This window comes from Olleya sp. R77988 (genome assembly GCF_044594215.1).
GTDB lineage: Bacteria > Bacteroidota > Bacteroidia > Flavobacteriales > Flavobacteriaceae > Olleya.
Genome location: NZ_CP138988.1, coordinates 585069 through 602104, shown reverse-complemented (window position 1 = coordinate 602104; position 17036 = coordinate 585069). Strand labels below are relative to the sequence as shown.

Annotated in this window: 12 protein-coding genes; 9 read left to right on the top strand and 3 right to left on the bottom strand. The window is 31.2% G+C overall.

The window, feature by feature from the left end:
• Positions 1 to 172 precede the first annotated feature (172 nt).
• Genes SJY17_RS02700 through SJY17_RS02690 form a run of 3 tightly spaced genes read right to left on the bottom strand, consistent with a single transcriptional unit; the run spans position 173 to position 2444 of the window.
• A complete protein-coding gene (locus SJY17_RS02700) occupies positions 173 to 1141 on the bottom strand; it encodes a succinylglutamate desuccinylase/aspartoacylase family protein (RefSeq protein ID WP_397363918.1) in 969 nt (322 codons plus the stop codon).
• Between the two features lie 2 nt (positions 1142 to 1143).
• On the bottom strand, positions 1144 to 2022 hold the full coding sequence (gene rimK / locus SJY17_RS02695; RefSeq protein WP_397363917.1) for a 30S ribosomal protein S6--L-glutamate ligase: 879 nt from the start codon (positions 2020 to 2022) through the stop codon (positions 1144 to 1146).
• Complete coding sequence (locus SJY17_RS02690; RefSeq protein WP_397363916.1) at positions 2022 to 2444, bottom strand: ATP-dependent zinc protease; 423 nt, start codon at positions 2442 to 2444, stop codon at positions 2022 to 2024. Before SJY17_RS02690 ends, rimK begins: the two co-directional genes overlap by 1 nt.
• Before the next feature lie 141 nt (positions 2445 to 2585).
• Here SJY17_RS02690 and uvrC point away from each other — a divergent pair, with 141 nt between their 5' ends.
• From uvrC to SJY17_RS02645, 9 genes are all read left to right on the top strand, one after another.
• A complete protein-coding gene (gene uvrC / locus SJY17_RS02685) occupies positions 2586 to 4379 on the top strand; it encodes an excinuclease ABC subunit UvrC (protein ID WP_397363915.1) in 1794 nt (597 codons plus the stop codon).
• A complete protein-coding gene (locus SJY17_RS02680) occupies positions 4376 to 6610 on the top strand; it encodes a patatin-like phospholipase family protein (RefSeq protein WP_397363914.1) in 2235 nt (744 codons plus the stop codon). Before uvrC ends, SJY17_RS02680 begins: the two co-directional genes overlap by 4 nt.
• A gap of 359 nt (positions 6611 to 6969) precedes the next feature.
• On the top strand, positions 6970 to 8127 hold the full coding sequence (locus SJY17_RS02675) for a homogentisate 1,2-dioxygenase (protein ID WP_397363913.1): 1158 nt from the start codon (positions 6970 to 6972) through the stop codon (positions 8125 to 8127).
• Between the two features lie 86 nt (positions 8128 to 8213).
• Positions 8214 to 9377 (top strand): 4-hydroxyphenylpyruvate dioxygenase, encoded by a 1164-nt coding sequence (gene hppD, locus SJY17_RS02670; protein WP_397363912.1) that lies wholly within the window; start codon positions 8214 to 8216, stop codon positions 9375 to 9377.
• Positions 9378 to 9523: 146 nt separating this feature from the next.
• Positions 9524 to 10306 carry a DUF3108 domain-containing protein gene (locus SJY17_RS02665; RefSeq protein ID WP_397363911.1) on the top strand — a complete coding sequence of 261 codons (783 nt, stop codon included), beginning with the start codon at positions 9524 to 9526 and terminating at the stop codon, positions 10304 to 10306.
• A 6-nt stretch (positions 10307 to 10312) separates the two neighbouring features.
• Positions 10313 to 11236 carry a tryptophan 2,3-dioxygenase family protein gene (locus SJY17_RS02660; protein WP_397363910.1) on the top strand — a complete coding sequence of 308 codons (924 nt, stop codon included), beginning with the start codon at positions 10313 to 10315 and terminating at the stop codon, positions 11234 to 11236.
• On the top strand, positions 11194 to 12513 hold the full coding sequence (locus tag SJY17_RS02655) for a peptidoglycan DD-metalloendopeptidase family protein (RefSeq protein WP_397363909.1): 1320 nt from the start codon (positions 11194 to 11196) through the stop codon (positions 12511 to 12513). The genes SJY17_RS02660 and SJY17_RS02655 overlap by 43 nt, the downstream gene beginning before the upstream one ends.
• On the top strand, positions 12513 to 14156 hold the full coding sequence (gene pgi, locus SJY17_RS02650) for a glucose-6-phosphate isomerase (RefSeq protein ID WP_397363908.1): 1644 nt from the start codon (positions 12513 to 12515) through the stop codon (positions 14154 to 14156). Before SJY17_RS02655 ends, pgi begins: the two co-directional genes overlap by 1 nt.
• A 168-nt stretch (positions 14157 to 14324) precedes the next feature.
• The gene (locus tag SJY17_RS02645) at positions 14325 to 17027 is read left to right on the top strand and encodes a TonB-dependent receptor (RefSeq protein WP_397363906.1); all 2703 of its coding nucleotides are present in this window, start codon (positions 14325 to 14327) and stop codon (positions 17025 to 17027) included.
• Positions 17028 to 17036: the final 9 nt, after the last annotated feature.

Here is a 17036-nt window from a genome sequence, read left to right as displayed (position 1 = left end):
GATATGTGTTTTGATAAAATTCGTCAATTTGAGTGAATTTTACGATTGAAAATGAGTAAAATTTGTATCGAGAATAAGAATTTTAACTCAAAAGTTCTCGATACAATTTTTCGTGCCTCAAAATCACTCGAACTGACGTTTATCTTAATAAAGATTTAAAATGCAAAACGTGTTACTGTTTTGTTTTGGTAGAAACATGAAACAAGGCATCACCTTGATACACAATTGGAGATTGATTAATATTTATAACATATCCTGTATGATTTGCTTTTACAAAGTGATTAAACTTACCATAAGGGTCTGTAATGTTACCAATAGTGTCTCCTTTTTTCACTTCTATTCCTAAAGCAATAGTCGCTTTAAACATCCCAGAATGTTTGGCTCTAAGCCAAGAACTTTCTGTGATTTTAACACATGCTTTTTTAGGTTCTGACACTTTAAATTGCCTGCTTAACATTCCAAAATGGTTTAAAATACGTTTGGCACCATTTACAGCTGTATTAGTTACAGTATTGTCAATATGAAACGATTTTCCGCCTTCATATAATAAAATAGGTTTCCCCATTTTATTACAAGTCTTTCTAAATGTTTTACTGGAGTTAGTAGAATATAAAATGAAAGGTGCACCAAAGATTTCTGCCATAACATCATCATCTTCATTACCTTGTTCTATTCGTATTTGTGGTGCATTAAACCTAAAAGCTCCACCTGTATGAAAATCGACTATAAAATCCACATGTGGTATGATTTCGTGTATTAACTCATAAGCCACTCGACTGGCTAACGATCCGTTTTTAGATCCAGGAAATACACGATTTAAATCCCGTCCATCTGGAAACTCACGTTCCATATTTATAAATCCAAAAATATTAAGCACAGGAATACAAATGGTTGTTCCAATTCTTGGTTTATTAATTTTTTTAGAAATTAATTGACGCACAATTTCAATTCCATTAACCTCGTCTCCATGGATACCAGCAGTAAATAAAATAGTTGGTCCAGGTTTTTTAGAGCGCTCAATAATAACAGGAACATCTACTGGAGTTCTAGTATGTAACTTAGCAACATTAAAGCTGACTTCAGCACTTTCTCCAGGTTTAATAACTTCGCCTAAGATTTTTAAATCTTTGTTTATATACATATTTATTTTTTGCTATTTTTTTCTATATAAGTAATAATGCTTCTAGCAATGTTTCTACCTGTAGCCTTTTCTATACCTTCTAATCCTGGACTAGAATTTACTTCTAACAGTAAAGGCCCTCTTGAAGATTGTAGCATATCTACACCACAAACAGGCAATTTTAATGCTTTTGAAGCTTTCATGGCTACTTTTAATTCGTCTACACTTAGTTTAATAATATTAGCACTTCCACCTCTATGTAAATTAGACCTAAATTCACCTTCCTTGCCTTGACGTTTCATGGCTCCAACAACCTGACCATCTACTACTAAAGCTCTTAAATCTGCGCCTTTAGCTTCTTTAATATACTCTTGAACAATAACTCTTGCTTCAAGTCCATTAAAGGCTTCAAGTACAGATTCTGCTGCATTTTTAGATTCAGCTAAAACAACACCTAACCCTTGCGTACCTTCTAATAATTTAATAATAACTGGTACACCACCAACATGCTCTATTACTTCTTCAACATCTCTAGAGTAGTTTGTAAAAACAGTTTTAGGCATTCCAATTCCAGCTTTACTTAAGCGTTGTAAGCTTTTAAGTTTATCTCTAGATCTAAGAATGGCATCAGAAGATGCAGTAGTAAATACATTCATCATTTCAAACTGTCTAACAACAGCACAACCATAAAATGTAACTGAAGCACCAATTCTGGGTATAATAGCATCTACATAGTCTAAATAACGATCTTTATAGTAAATGGTTGGTTTTTCTGTTTCAATAATTATATCGCACTTTAAAGGATCAATTATTTCTATTTTATGACCTCTTTGTTCGCCTTCTTCAACCAGTCTATCGGTAGAATATAAGTTTGCGTTTCTGGATAAAATAACAATATTCATTAGTTAGTAGTATTAAAGGATTGATTTTCAAGATCGACATCTACTAAAAATTTACGTTTTAAAAACTGTCTACCAATTAAAACAGGAAATCTCATATCTTCTCTTGTGCTTAAAGTTAAGTTAATCTTATATGTTTTACCAAAAAAAATAACCTCTGTTTTTATTTTATATCTATTTTCTACAAAACCATTACTGCTTTTTACATCAGTAAAAGTATAGTCTTTAAATACTTTTGTTTTGCTATTAAAATTTGGGTGACCTTTACTGTAAAACGTACAATATAACCCATCTTCTTTTTCAAAAACTTCAGAACAATGTATTGCAGAAGTATATGCACCTGTGTCAATCTTGCAATCTATTTGTAATAAATCTAACTTTGGAAAGTTAATTTTATCTATTCTACCAATAGTCTTCTTTGTCATTTTATTTTTTTTAAAGTGGCGCAATGTAGTCAATAATATTTTACAACTTACAATTTATTTTAAGGTTAAAATTTTGTCTATAAACCTTAAGTTGTTTTTAAATAATTACCTTTGATAATAAGTCGATTTTTTTGATAATAAATGAGTCAAACCACTTTAGATATTCAGCTTAAAACATTACCAGAATCTCCTGGAGTCTATCAGTATTTTGATAGTGAAGGCACAATAATTTATGTTGGTAAAGCTAAAAATTTAAAAAAACGGGTGACCTCTTATTTTACAAAAACACATGATAATGGTAAAACCAGAGTACTAGTAAAACGTATTGTAAACATTAAGCATATTGTTGTAGAGACAGAGACAGATGCGTTATTATTAGAAAATAATCTTATAAAAAAACACAAACCACGTTATAATGTTTTATTAAAAGATGATAAAAGCTACCCATGGATTTGTATTAAAAAAGAGCGTTTTCCTAGAATATTTCATACCAGACGTTATATAAAAGACGGAAGCGAATATTTTGGACCTTATACAAGCGTAAAAACGGTGTATACCTTGTTGGATTTAATTAGAGGATTGTTTCAATTAAGAACCTGTAAATTTGATTTAGCAGAAAACAAAATACAGTCAGGAAAATACAAAGTCTGTTTAGAGTACCATCTTGGAAATTGTAAAGGTGCTTGCGAAGGCTATGAGAATGAAACAGCCTATAATGAAAAAATAAAAGCGATTAGAGCTATTTTAAAAGGAAATTTTAAAGACTCTTTAGGCGAATTTAAATTGCAAATGAAACAATTTGCAGAAAATATGGAGTTTGAAGACGCTCAAATTATAAAAGAAAAAATAGACGTTTTAGAAAACTACCAAGCTAAGTCTACCATAGTAAACCCAAAAATTAGTAATGTAGATGTGTTTTCTGTAATAAGCGATGCTGGACATGGATATGTTAATTTTTTACAGCTGTCTTATGGTTCTATAATCCGCTCTCACACATTAGAAATCAAGAAAAAACTAGACGAAACTGATAAAACTCTTTTAGAGTTAGCTATTATCGAGATTAGAGCACGTTTTAACTCAAAATCTAAAGAGATTTATGTGCCATTTAAAGTCGATATTGGAGAAGATATAAAAGTAACAGTACCACAATTAGGAGACAAAAAACACATTTTAGGCTTATCAATTAGAAACGCAAAATATTATAGACTAGAGCGTTTTAAACAAGTTAAAATTACAGATCCAGATCGACACGCAAATCGTATTATGGCTCAAATGAAAGTAGATTTAAGACTAAGCGAAGAGCCACGTCATATAGAGTGTTTTGATAACTCTAACATACAAGGAACTAATCCAGTTGCAGCTTGTGTTGTGTTTAAAAACGGAAAACCAAGTAAAAAAGACTACCGACATTTTAATATAAAAACAGTGGAAGGTCCAGATGATTTTGCATCTATGGAAGAAGTAGTATTTAGACGCTATAAAAGATTATTAGAAGAGAAACAACCTTTGCCACAATTAATAATAATTGATGGAGGAAAAGGACAATTATCTTCTGCCTTAAAAAGTTTAGATGCTTTAAATTTAAGAGGAAAAATAGCCATTATAGGAATTGCAAAACGTTTAGAAGAATTATTCTATCCAGATGATCCAATTCCCTTATATTTAGATAAAAAATCAGAAACATTAAAAATTGTACAACAATTACGTAATGAAGCACATCGTTTTGGGATAGAGCATCATCGTAATAAACGTAGCAAGCAGGCTTTAAATACAGAAATGGAAACCATTCCAGGTATTGGAGAAAAAACAATTATTGAACTATTAAAAAAATTTAAATCAGCAAAACGAATTTCAAACGCAAAAATAGACGAGCTAGAAGAAGTCGTTGGTAATTCTAGAGCAACAAAAATTTATAATTATTATAATAAAGAATGAAGCAAATAAGCCTATTTTTTATACTATTATTAGCTTTTAGCTTTAACCTAAAAGCCCAAGATACAATGCCAAAAGAGCCCAAAATTGGTTTGGTGTTAAGTGGTGGTGGAGCAAAAGGGTTTGCACATATTGGAACACTAAAAGTTATTGATAGTTTAGGAATTAGGGTAGATTATATTGCTGGTACAAGTATGGGAGCAATTATTGGATCTTTATACGCTTCTGGATATTCAGGTAAACAATTAGACTCCATTTTTAAAGGTGTAAATTTTGACGATATTTTAAACGATAAAATACCACGTTCTGCAAAATCTACTTATGAGAGAGAACTATCAGAAAGATATGCTATTACACTCCCTTTCGATAATTTAAAAGTAAAGTTGCCTTCTGCGCTTTCTAAAGGGCAAAACACTTTTAATTTATTAACTAAGTTATTGCTTCATGTTAGCAAAGAAGACAATTTTTCTCAATTACCAATTCCGTTTTTCTGTATAGCAACAGATGTAGAAACTGGACAACAAGTAGTGTTGGATAAAGGTAATTTACCTCGAGCAGTTAAAGCAAGTGGAGCGTTTCCATCATTGTTTCAACCTGTCGAGTTTGATGGAAGACTATTAATTGATGGAGGTGTCGTCAATAATTATCCAATTGACGAGCTTAGAGAAAAAGGAATGGATATTATTATTGGTGTAGATGTTCAAGACGATTTAGCCAATAGGACAGATTTATCTTCAGCACCAGAAATATTATTCCAGATAAATAATTTTAGGACTATAAATGATATGAAAATTAAGTCTAAAAAGACAGATATTTATATTAAACCAGATATTACAAAATTTAACGTTGTGTCTTTTGATGATGGTAAACAAATTATTGATAATGGTGAATTAGCAACACTAGATAAAATAGAAATTTTAAAGCAGCTAAAGCAAAAACAGTATAAACAACCTTTAGTAAAACAGGTTATGAAATCTCCTGATAGTTTAAATATAAATTATATCGAGACTAATGGAATTGAAAAGTACACAAGATCTTATATATTAGGGAAACTTAACTTAAACCAGTATAGCAAAATATCATATAATGATTTATCAAGAGGAGCCAATAATGTTGTAGCTACAAATAATTTTGACAGCTTTTTTTACGAATTAAAACCTGAAAAAAACAACACCTACAGAATCGTTACAAATGTAACCGAAACAAAAAAAACAACATTTTTAAAACTAGGTTTACACTATGATGATTTGTATAAAAGTGCAATGCTAATTAATGTCACTAAAAAACAATTGTTATTAAAAAATGATGTCATGTCTTTAGATCTAATTTTTGGAGATCATGTTAGGTATAATTTTGATTATTTTATAGATAAAGGAGCGCATTGGAGTATAGGTTTAAAATCTAGATATAATGAGTTTGATCAAGGTATAGTCGCAAACGCTTTTTTAACAACAGCACAAATTGCAACAACAGGAATTAATAAAATTAATGCACAATTAATAGATATAAACAATCAGTTTTTTTTACAAACACTATTTAAAAACGACCTGGTTTTTACAACAGGTTTAGAACATAAAAAACTTCAAGTAAAAACAGAAACCATTTTATCCTCTCAAAATCAAAACGAAACAGTTTTTGAAAACAGTGATTACGTTAGTCTATTTGGAGCTTTAAAATTTGATACCTACGATAGTAAGTATTTCCCAACAGATGGAATGTATTTTTCAGCAGAGGGTAACTACTATTTATATTCTTCAGATTTTTCAAATACATTTTCACCATTCACAATTTTTAAAGCAGAATTAGGGTATGCACATAAAATTTTTGATAAACTATCAATTAATTTTAGTACAGATGGAGGTTTTAAAATTAACCCAAAAGCTAATCAGTTTTTAGACTTTGTACTTGGAGGATATGGTAATAATTTTATTAATAATTTCAAACCATTTTATGGCTACGATTTTTTATCAATAGCAGCAGATTCTTATATAAAGGGAAGTGTAAACCTAGATTACCAATTCTATCCTAAAAACCACATAATAGCATCAGCTAATTTTGCAAATGTTGAGGATAGATTATATGATACTGGAAATTGGTTTTCTTTACCAGACTATTCAGGATATGCTATAGGCTACTCTTATCAATCTTTTTTAGGACCAATAGAAGTTAAGTATAGCTTTTCTCCAGAAACCAAACAAAATCATTGGTTTTTTAATTTAGGATATTGGTTTTAATTGGGCGTTTTTTATTTAACCGTTTATTGGTTTAAATAAAACCAGGTTATCCATTATATCTTTTTTTGCCATATATGGCAGCAAAAAAAGGATAGAATTTATGCTGAGTTTGTCGAAGTATTCCTACCCTTAACACAAGGCAAAACACCAAGGGTCTTTTTTCAAGTTAAAAACACTTCCAAAACTCATCAAAATTTACGATATTTGTTAGATTATGAGCACAATTTGGAGCGATTTATTATCACATTTAAAATTCTTGATTAAACGTAATCCAGAGTGATCTTCCTTCCTTGTTAAGCATTTAGTAAGACGTTAACACTTTAGTTAATAGTCTATTTTTTAATCTAAAAACTATAAAAATGCCATTTTATCATAAACTCGGAAAAATTCCACCAAAAAGACACACCCAATTTAAAAAGCCAGATGGATCTCTGTATGCAGAACAATTATTTGGAACCATTGGTTTTGATGGTATGTCAACAAACTCATATCACGAGCAAAGACCAACACAAGTTAAAGCAATACAAAAGCAATATAATGTCGCACCAAAAATTGCAAAAGCAAACCATATACAATCCTATCGCTTTAGAGGGTTTCAAGTCAAACCAGAAAACGATTATTTACAATCACGTAAAACAGTTTTAACCAATAGTGATTGTAGTATTATTTTGGCAGCACCAAAACAATCTACCAAAGATTATTTTTATAAAAACACAGATGCAGACGAGGTGATTTTTATCCATAAAGGCACAGGAAAATTAAGAACACATCTTGGAAACCTAGATTTTAAATATGGAGATTATTTAATAATACCAAGAGGTATTATTTATAAAATAGATTTTGACACTGAAGACAATCGTTTGTTTATTGTCGAGTCAAAAAGACCAGTTTACACACCAAAACGTTATCGTAATTGGTTTGGGCAACTGTTAGAGCATTCACCTTTTTGCGAGCGTGACATAAGACAACCATACGAGCTAGAAACCAATAACAAAAAAGGAGATTTTTTAATGAAAGTTAAAAAACAAGACGATATTTTTGAAATGGTTTACGCCACACATCCTTTTGATGTAGTAGGTTACGATGGATTTAATTACCCATATGCGTTTTCAATTCACGATTTCGAGCCTATAACAGGTCGTATCCATCAACCACCACCTGTGCATCAAACTTTTGAGTCTGATGCGTTTGTAATCTGTAGTTTTGTACCTAGATTGTACGATTATCATCCAGAAAGCATTCCAGCACCTTACAACCATAGTAATATAGATAGTGATGAGGTATTGTACTATGTCGATGGAGATTTTATGTCCAGAAACGATATTGACGCAGGACATATATCCTTGCATCCTGCAGGTATACCACATGGACCACATCCAGGAGCAACAGAACGTAGTATTGGACAAGTAAAAACAGATGAGTTAGCAGTAATGGTAGACACTTTTAAGCCATTAATGGTAACAGAAGAAGCATTAAAAATTGCAGACGAAGATTACTTTAAATCTTGGTTGGAGTAAGGCTTTTATTTCCACGAAAGTGGAATCACTAAACATTTTTTTAAGAATAAAAATTCCACAATAGTGGAAACGAAAATATACTTACCATGAGTAAAAAAGAAATAAAATCAGTAAACTACGGTTTAGAAAAAATATTTGAAGGAGCACAAGATTTTTTACCACTTCTAGGTACAGATTATGTAGAGTTTTACGTAGGTAATGCAAAACAAGCAGCACACTTCTATAAAACAGCATTTGGATTCCAATCGCATGCATATAAAGGCCTGGAAACAGGATCTAAAGATTCTGTAAGTTATGTGTTAACGCAAGACAAAATAAAGTTAATGCTAACAACACCTTTAAACAGTAAGTCACCAATTAATGACCATATTGTAAAACATGGAGATGGAGTAAAAGTAGTTGCATTATGGGTAGAAGATGCAAAAAAAGCATATGAAGAAACAACGTCTAGAGGAGCCAAATCTTACATGGAACCAACAGTAGAAAAAGATGAACATGGAGAAGTAGTAAGAGCAGGAATCTATACCTATGGTGAAACAGTACACATGTTTGTTGAACGTAAAAATTATAAAGGCGCATTTTTACCAGGTTTTCAAAAATGGGAATCCGATTACAATCCACCAACAGCAGGATTAAAATACATAGACCATATGGTTGGTAACGTTGGTTGGAACCAAATGGATATTTGGGTAAAATGGTATGAAGATGTAATGGGATTTGAAAACTTTTTATCTTTTGATGACAAGCAAATCCATACAGAATACTCAGCACTAATGTCTAAAGTAATGTCTAATGGAAATGGGAGAATTAAATTTCCAATTAACGAACCTGCAAAAGGCAAAAAGCGTTCTCAAATAGAAGAGTATTTAGACTTTTATGAAGGCGCAGGAGTCCAACATATTGCAGTAGCTACAGACGATATTATTAAAACGGTATCTCAATTACGCTCCAATGGAGTAGAGTTTTTATCAACACCTCCAGAAGCATATTACAAAGCAGTTCCTGGTAGATTAGAAGAGTTTAGCCATGAGTTAAGAGAAGATATCGAAAAACTAAAAGGATTAGGTATTATGATAGATGCAGATGAAGAAGGCTATCTACTTCAAATTTTTACTAAACCAGTAGAAGATAGACCAACCCTATTTTTTGAAATAATCCAACGTATGGGAGCACGTGGTTTTGGAGCAGGAAACTTTAAAGCATTGTTTGAATCTATCGAAAGAGAGCAAGCTAAAAGAGGAACACTTTAACAAAACGCTCTAGTTTAAAAAACAAAAAAATGTCGTCAAATAGTAAAGTGACATTTTTTTGTTTTATATTTTTGGAATAGTAATTGTATTAATTAGTTATAATTAACCAATAACTTAACAAATCAAGTTATATAATTACAATAGTTATGAAAAAACAAATACTTATACTTTTAGCAATATTAGCAGTTAACTTAACCGTTGCTCAAGATCAAGAACCAGCATTTAAAGATGGCGAGTGGTTTAAATTTAAAATGAGCTATAGTGGTTGGATGAAAGCAGGAAATGCAACACTTCAAGTTAAAGAAACCACATTAAACGGTAAGCCAGTGTTTCATGTTGTTGGAAAAGGTTGGACTACAGGAATGATTAAATGGTTTTTTAAAGTAGAAGATCGTTATGAAAGCTATTTTGATAAAGAAACTATTTTACCATATAAATTTATTAGAAAAATAGATGAAGGTGGTCATAAAAAAAATGTAGAAATTAAATTTGATCAAGAAAAGAAAGAAGCGCTTGTTTATAATAAAAAGCACGATACAAAAAAGACAATAGATACTAAGACTAATGTTCAAGACATGGTGTCTACTTTTTATTATTTAAGAAATAAATTAGATACAGAAACCTTAAAAGAAGGCGACGAGATTAAATTAGATATGTTTTTTGACGAAGAAAACTATGGTTTCAAACTTAAATTTTTAGGTAAGGAAAACTTAAACACTAATTTTGGAAAGGTTGAGACATTAATGTTTAGACCATATGTTATGGCAGGACGTGTTTTTAAAGAAGAAGAAAGTTTAACCCTTTGGGTGTCTAATGATAAAAATAAAATACCTTTACGTATAAAAGCAGATTTGGCTGTAGGGTCTTTAAGAGCAGATTTAGAAGCTTATAAAGGATTAAAACACAGTTTCAAAATTATTGTAGATTAATTAATAATGAGTGTAGACCAAAAATTAACAAACCAATTAGAAGAAAAATACAAAGCATTAGACCAAAATGTGGACACACATTTAGAAGGTTTATTGCATAGTAAACCAATAGATTATTGGGACTATATTCAAACAGACGCACTTTTAAACTTACAAGTACAACGTACTACACTTCCTGATGAGATGGTGTTTTTAATGTACCATCAAGTAAATGAGTTGTTGTTTAAAATGATCCTTTGGGAAATAGATCAAGTTGCAAAACAGGACAATATTACAGCTGCCTTTTTTGAAACAAAAATTATGCGTATAAGTCGTTATTTTGACGTGCTAACATCTTCATTTACTGTTATGAAAGACGGAATGGATGTTGCGCAATACAATAAGTTTAGAAATACCTTAACGCCAGCAAGTGGATTTCAATCTGCGCAATACAGAAAAATAGAATTTTCTTCTACAGAATTAATAAATCTTATCGATAACCGTTTTAGAGATTCAATAGATCGTAACACTTCTTTTGAGCACGCTTTTGAACATTTATATTGGCAAGCAGCAGGAAAAGATTATAAAACTGGTAAAAAAAGTTACACATTAACAGTATTTGAAGAGAAATACAAGGACGAATTTATTAGATTTGCAGAATTCTATAACACTCATAATTTGTGGACTATTTTTAAAAGTTTACCTCAAGAGGTTAAAGAAGACAAAGATTTAATCAAAGCAATGCGTCATTACGATTATACAGTAAACATTACTTGGGTAATGGCACATTATAACACTGCTAACCACTATTTAAATATTGGTGGGAAAACAGCAGAAGCAACAGGAGGAAGCGAATGGGTAAAATATATGCATCCAAAATATCAAAGAAGAATATTTTTTCCAGACTTATGGACCAAAAAAGAACTGGAAGATTGGGGCAAAAATGTGTAGTACTTTTAGTATTTGCATTTTCAATAATAGGATGTAAAAATGACCCAATTAGTCCTTTAAAAGCAGCTTCAGTATTAGAGCCAGAACAATTCTACGAGTTTGGTTTTAATCTAAATAACTATGTTGTTAAACGTGACACTATTAGAAAAGGTGATAGCTTTGGAGAGATTCTTCAGCGTAACCAAATAGACTACTCTAAAATATTTGAAATTACTCAAGAAACCAAAGACACCTTTGATATTAGAAGACTTCAAATAGGTAAGCCATATACATTACTGTGTTCTAACGATTCATTACAACAACCTAAATGTTTTATTTATCAGCCTACAAAAACAGATTACGTTGTCATAAATTTTCAAGATTCTATTCACGCATATTCTAGTACAAAACCTATAAAATATGTCGAAAAAGAAGTGTCTGGAATTATAGAGTCTAATATTTCTGAAGCCTTAGCAAAACAAGGTAAAAGTGTATTGTTGGCTTACAAAATGAGTGATATTTACGCGTGGACTATTGACTTTTTTAGACTTCAAAAAAACGATAAATTTAAAGTTATATATACAGAAAAATATATAGACGATACCATTTATGCAGGAATAGAGAATATTAAAGCAGCATATTTTGAGCATAATAACGAACCTTTTTATGCTTTTGAGTTTGAAACAGATACCATAAAAAGGATAAAAGATTATTTTTCTGAAGAGGCAAAAAACTTACGTCGAGCCTTTTTAAAAGCACCTGTAGAGTACAAGCGTATTTCTTCAAGATACAACCTAAATAGGCGTATTGCACTTTATGGAAACCGAGTAAGAGCACATAAAGGAACCGATTTTGCAGCAAATATTGGCACACCAATTATGGCTACCGCAAACGGAACTGTTGTTGAATCTCGTTATAGTAAATCAGCTGGTAATCTTGTAGCGGTAAAGCATAACAGTACCTATACAACTAAATATTTTCATATGAAAAGCAGAAAAGCCAAGATTGGCGATTTTGTTAAGCAAGGAGATGTTATTGGATGGGTTGGAATGACAGGAAACACCTCTGGACCACATGTATGCTATAGATTCTGGAAAAACGGAAAAGAAGTTGACCCTTTTAAACAAAAACTTCCAGAAGCCGAACCTATTTCGGATAGTTTAAAAGCAAAATATTTAAAATTTGTAAAACCTTTAAAAGTCCAATTAGACGATATAGAATTTATACTTCCTGTAGAAGAAAATCAGATTTTAGACATAGAATTTAATCAAGAAAACGAAATTACTTTATCAAAATAATGGCATTACCTAACATCAACCCTACCACAACAAAAGCTTGGCAAAAATTAAAAGATCATTTTGAAGATGTAAAAGATTTAAAAATGAAAGATTTATTTGCTCAAAATCCAAACAGAGCAAATCAAATGACTATTAATTGGGAAGATTTTTATGTCGATTATTCAAAAAACAGAGTAACACCAAAGACTATAGAATTACTTTTAGAATTAGCAGAAGAAACGAAACTAAAAGAAGCAATTAATGCTCAATTCTTAGGAGAAGTAATTAATAAAACAGAAGGACGCGAGGTATTGCACACAGCTTTACGTGCTAAAGCAACAGATACTATTTTAGTAGATGGAGTAAATATAATGCCTGAAGTAGTTTCAGTAAAAAACAAAATAAAAGCATTTACAAATCAAGTTACTACAGGTACATTAAAAGGATATACTAATAAAGCGTTTACAGATATTGTAAATATAGGAATTGGAGGAAGTGATTTAGGACCAGCAATGGTTGTAGAGAGTTTACAGTATTACAAAAACCATTTAACAACACATTTTGTTAGTAATGTAGATGGAGACCATGTTAATGAAATCATTAAAAAGTTAAATCCAGAAACTACTTTATTTGTAATTGTTTCAAAAACATTTACAACACAAGAAACGTTATCAAATGCAAATACATTAAGGGATTGGTTTTTAACATATGCAACTAATGATGATGTAGCAAAGCATTTTGTTGCAGTATCAACTAATATTCAAAAAGTAAAAGAATTTGGAATAGATGAAGCCAATATTTTCCCAATGTGGAACTGGGTTGGTGGACGTTTTTCTTTATGGAGTGCTGTTGGATTAACCATTAGTTTAGCAGTTGGATATAAAAACTTTGAGGAACTTTTATCTGGTGCTAATAAAATGGATACTCACTTTAAAAGCCAGACGTTTGATAAAAACATTCCTGTAATTTTAGCACTATTAAGCATATGGTATAACAATTTTTTTAATGCCGAAAGCGAAGCCATAATACCATATACACAATACCTAACTCAGTTTGCAACCTATTTGCAACAAGGTATAATGGAAAGTAATGGAAAAAGTGTAGATAGAAACGGTGAAAAAGTTAATTATCAAACTGGAACAATAATTTGGGGAGAACCAGGAACAAACTCGCAACACGCCTTTTTTCAATTAATCCATCAAGGTACAAAACTAATTCCAGCAGATTTTATTGGGTTTGCTCAAAGCTTACATGGTAATAAGGAGCATCAAGACAAGTTAATGTCAAACTATTTTGCTCAAACAGAAGCTTTGCTTAATGGAAAGTCTAAAGCTGAAGTTGTGTCTGAATTTAAAACTCAAGATGTTTCAGACCAAAAAATAAAAGAATTAACTCCTTTTAAAGTGTTTGAAGGTAATAAACCTACAAACACGATTTTAATTAAAAAATTAACTCCAGAAAGTTTAGGAGAATTAATTGCAATGTATGAACACAAAATATTTGTACAAGGAATTGTATGGAATATTTATAGTTATGACCAATTTGGAGTAGAGCTAGGAAAGCAATTAGCTAATAAAATCTTATCCGAATTTAAGAATAACACTTTTGTCAATCATGACACATCCACTTCAAATTTGTTAGAATTCTACAAAAAATTAAGTTAAATTTTGTTAAAAACTTTGTTTATAGTTTTGAGTGTTAACTAATTAATACACTAAAAACTATGCTTAACTTTGTTAAGCAAAAAAATGTTAACCTTAAGTTAATATTGCAACTATAAAATGTCTTATTTTTGCACAAAATTTGAAACAATCAACTCTTAAATTAATCAAATGAAAAACACAATTAAAGTTATGTTTTTTGCAGTAGCATTAATGTTCTCTGCATTCACAATGGCTCAAAGTACTGTAACTGGAACAGTTATGGATGCTGATTTAAACTCTCCACTGCCTAGTGCAAGTGTAGTAGAAAAAGGAACGTCAAACGGAACAACAACAGATTTTGACGGTAATTTTACTTTAACAACTCAATCTAACTCAGGAGTAATTGAAATCTCTTATGTAGGTTACGGTAAAGTGTCTTTGCCATTTAGTGGTAACACTAATTTAGGTAATGTATCTATAGCATCAGAAAATGCTTTAGAAGAGATTGTAATTGTAGGTACAGGTGTAATTGATTTAGCAGAAGGAAGACAAACTCCAATTGCTGTATCAACTATTAGAGCTAAAGAAATTCAAGAAAAAATTGGTTCTGGAGACATTACAACATCTTTAGTTAATACACCTTCAGTTTATGTAGCTGGTCAATCTGGTGGTTTTGGAGATTCTAGAATTGCAGTTAGAGGATTTGAACAAGATAATACAGCTTTCTTACTTAATGGACAGCCTATTAATGGAATGGAAGATGGTAAAATGTACTGGTCTAACTGGTCTGGAATGAATGATGTTGCTAACGGAATTCAAATACAACGTGGTTTAGGGTCATCTAAATTAGCAATATCTTCTGTTGGAGGTACTGTAAACTTTGTAACAAAAACTACAGATAAAAGAGAAGGTGGTTTTGTTAAAACTACAGTTGGAAATAATAACTATCTTAAAACAACTGCTTCTTATAGTACAGGTTTAATGGAAAATGGTTTTGGTGTAACTGCATTATTAACACACTGGCAAGGTGATGGATATAATATGGGAACTTTCGGAGAAGGTCAAACATATTTTTTATCTTTTGGGTATAAGCCTAATGAAACTCATAACTTTAACTTTTTAGTTACTGGAGCTCCACAATGGCACGATCAAAACTTTTCTAAATCTATTTCTACTTATTTAGAAAAAGGAAGAAAATACAACGATAATTATGGTTATTTAGGTAATCAGTACTTAACTGAAAGAAGAAATTTTTACCACAAACCAGTTGCTAACTTAAACTGGGATTATACAATAAATGATAACATGAATTTATCAACAGTACTATACGCTTCTTGGGGACGAGGAGGAGGTACTGGAGGACGTGGTAATAAAACACGTACTGCTGATGGATTGATTAATTATAATGCAATACATGCTTCAAACAATGCTATCGCTAATGGTGAAGGTGGATATTTTGCAGCAGGAGGTGGTTACGTAACACGTGCATCTATGAATTTACATAGCTGGTATGGATTAGTAACAAACTTAGAAGTTGATTTAAGCGAAAATTTAACTTTAAACACTGGATTGGATTTAAGAACTTACCAAGGAACACACTTCCGTCAGGTAGAAAACTTCCATGGTTTAACATCTTGGCAAGAAAATATCAGATTAGTGGATCAAAATAACGACCACCAAACTTATGGTAGTTTTGGAACATATAAAAACGTAGTGGTTACTGAAGGTTACGCAGCTAACCCATGGACAGCAACATTTAATACTGTTTCAGAAGACCAACGTATAGCTTGGGATTATGGAGAGACTATTAACTATGGAGGTTTATTTGCTCAATTAGAGTATGCTAATGATAATTTATCAGTGTTCTTTCAAGGTGCTGCATCAAACCAATCACACCAAAGAACAGATAGATATCAATATGCTGACAACGAATTAATTAGTCAAGTAGAAGCTGATACTAATGCTGATTTTGTTAATCCAGATACAGGAGAATCTATTACTGATGGAACTGAAGCTGAAAAAGTAAGTAACTTTGGATACAACGTAAAAGCTGGAGCAGGTTATATTATTAACGAAAACAATAACGTATATGTTAATGCTGGTTATTATTCTCGTCAACCTTACCACGATAATATTTACTTAAACTTTACTAACCAAGTAAATCCATTAACAGAAAACGAAAAGATTTTTGGTCTTGAAGCAGGTTATGGATATTCTAGTCCTACTTTCTCTGCAAACCTTAACTTATACAGAACGTCATGGAAAGATAGAGTAACAACTTCTTCTGATACAGATGGAAGTGATAACTTAATTTTTATTACTAATGAAGGTGTTGAGCAATTACACTCTGGTGTTGAATTAGATTTTACTGCTAAAGTAATGGATAAATTAAGATTAAAAGGTTTCGCTTCTATGGGTAACTGGGAGTATGTAGGTAATTCAAGAACTACTACAAGAGATGAAGAGAATAATGTATTATCTTTTGAAGAAGAAGATGTAGATGGTGGTAAAGTAGGAGATGCTGCTCAGTTTACAGCTGGTTTAGGGTTTGTGTATCAAGTAGCAGAAAGATTTAGCGTTGATGCAGACTACAGATATAATGACAATCTTTATGCAGATGTAGGAGCAATCAAAGAAAACTTAGAGTTGCCTTCTTTTGATTTAATGGATTTAGGTTTATCTTATAAAATGTTATTAGGTGAAAGCGATAATAGATCTATGTCTATGAGATTAAACGTAAACAATGTATTTGATTCTGTTTATATTTCTGAATTATCTTCTGCAAACCAAGTTGAAGCTGGAGATGAATCATTTAATGGAATAAATGTAAATAACAGAGGTTACTTTGGTTTAGGTAGAACTTGGAACTTTAGCGTACGTTACAACTTCTAATACTATCTA

What these genes read in the sequence shown, in the direction of transcription:
- SJY17_RS02700 (WP_397363918.1), bottom strand. Translation starts at nt 1,141, where the DNA reads ATGTATATAAACAAAGATTTAAAAATCTTAGGCGAAGTTATTAAACCT.
- SJY17_RS02665 (WP_397363911.1), top strand. Translation starts at nt 9,524, where the DNA reads ATGAAAAAACAAATACTTATACTTTTAGCAATATTAGCAGTTAACTTA.
- SJY17_RS02655 (WP_397363909.1), top strand. Translation starts at nt 11,194, where the DNA reads ATGGACCAAAAAAGAACTGGAAGATTGGGGCAAAAATGTGTAGTACTT.
- rimK (WP_397363917.1), bottom strand. Translation starts at nt 2,022, where the DNA reads ATGAATATTGTTATTTTATCCAGAAACGCAAACTTATATTCTACCGAT.
- hppD (WP_397363912.1), top strand. Translation starts at nt 8,214, where the DNA reads ATGAGTAAAAAAGAAATAAAATCAGTAAACTACGGTTTAGAAAAAATA.
- SJY17_RS02680 (WP_397363914.1), top strand. Translation starts at nt 4,376, where the DNA reads ATGAAGCAAATAAGCCTATTTTTTATACTATTATTAGCTTTTAGCTTT.
- SJY17_RS02675 (WP_397363913.1), top strand. Translation starts at nt 6,970, where the DNA reads ATGCCATTTTATCATAAACTCGGAAAAATTCCACCAAAAAGACACACC.
- SJY17_RS02645 (WP_397363906.1), top strand. Translation starts at nt 14,325, where the DNA reads ATGAAAAACACAATTAAAGTTATGTTTTTTGCAGTAGCATTAATGTTC.
- SJY17_RS02690 (WP_397363916.1), bottom strand. Translation starts at nt 2,444, where the DNA reads ATGACAAAGAAGACTATTGGTAGAATAGATAAAATTAACTTTCCAAAG.
- SJY17_RS02660 (WP_397363910.1), top strand. Translation starts at nt 10,313, where the DNA reads ATGAGTGTAGACCAAAAATTAACAAACCAATTAGAAGAAAAATACAAA.
- pgi (WP_397363908.1), top strand. Translation starts at nt 12,513, where the DNA reads ATGGCATTACCTAACATCAACCCTACCACAACAAAAGCTTGGCAAAAA.
- uvrC (WP_397363915.1), top strand. Translation starts at nt 2,586, where the DNA reads ATGAGTCAAACCACTTTAGATATTCAGCTTAAAACATTACCAGAATCT.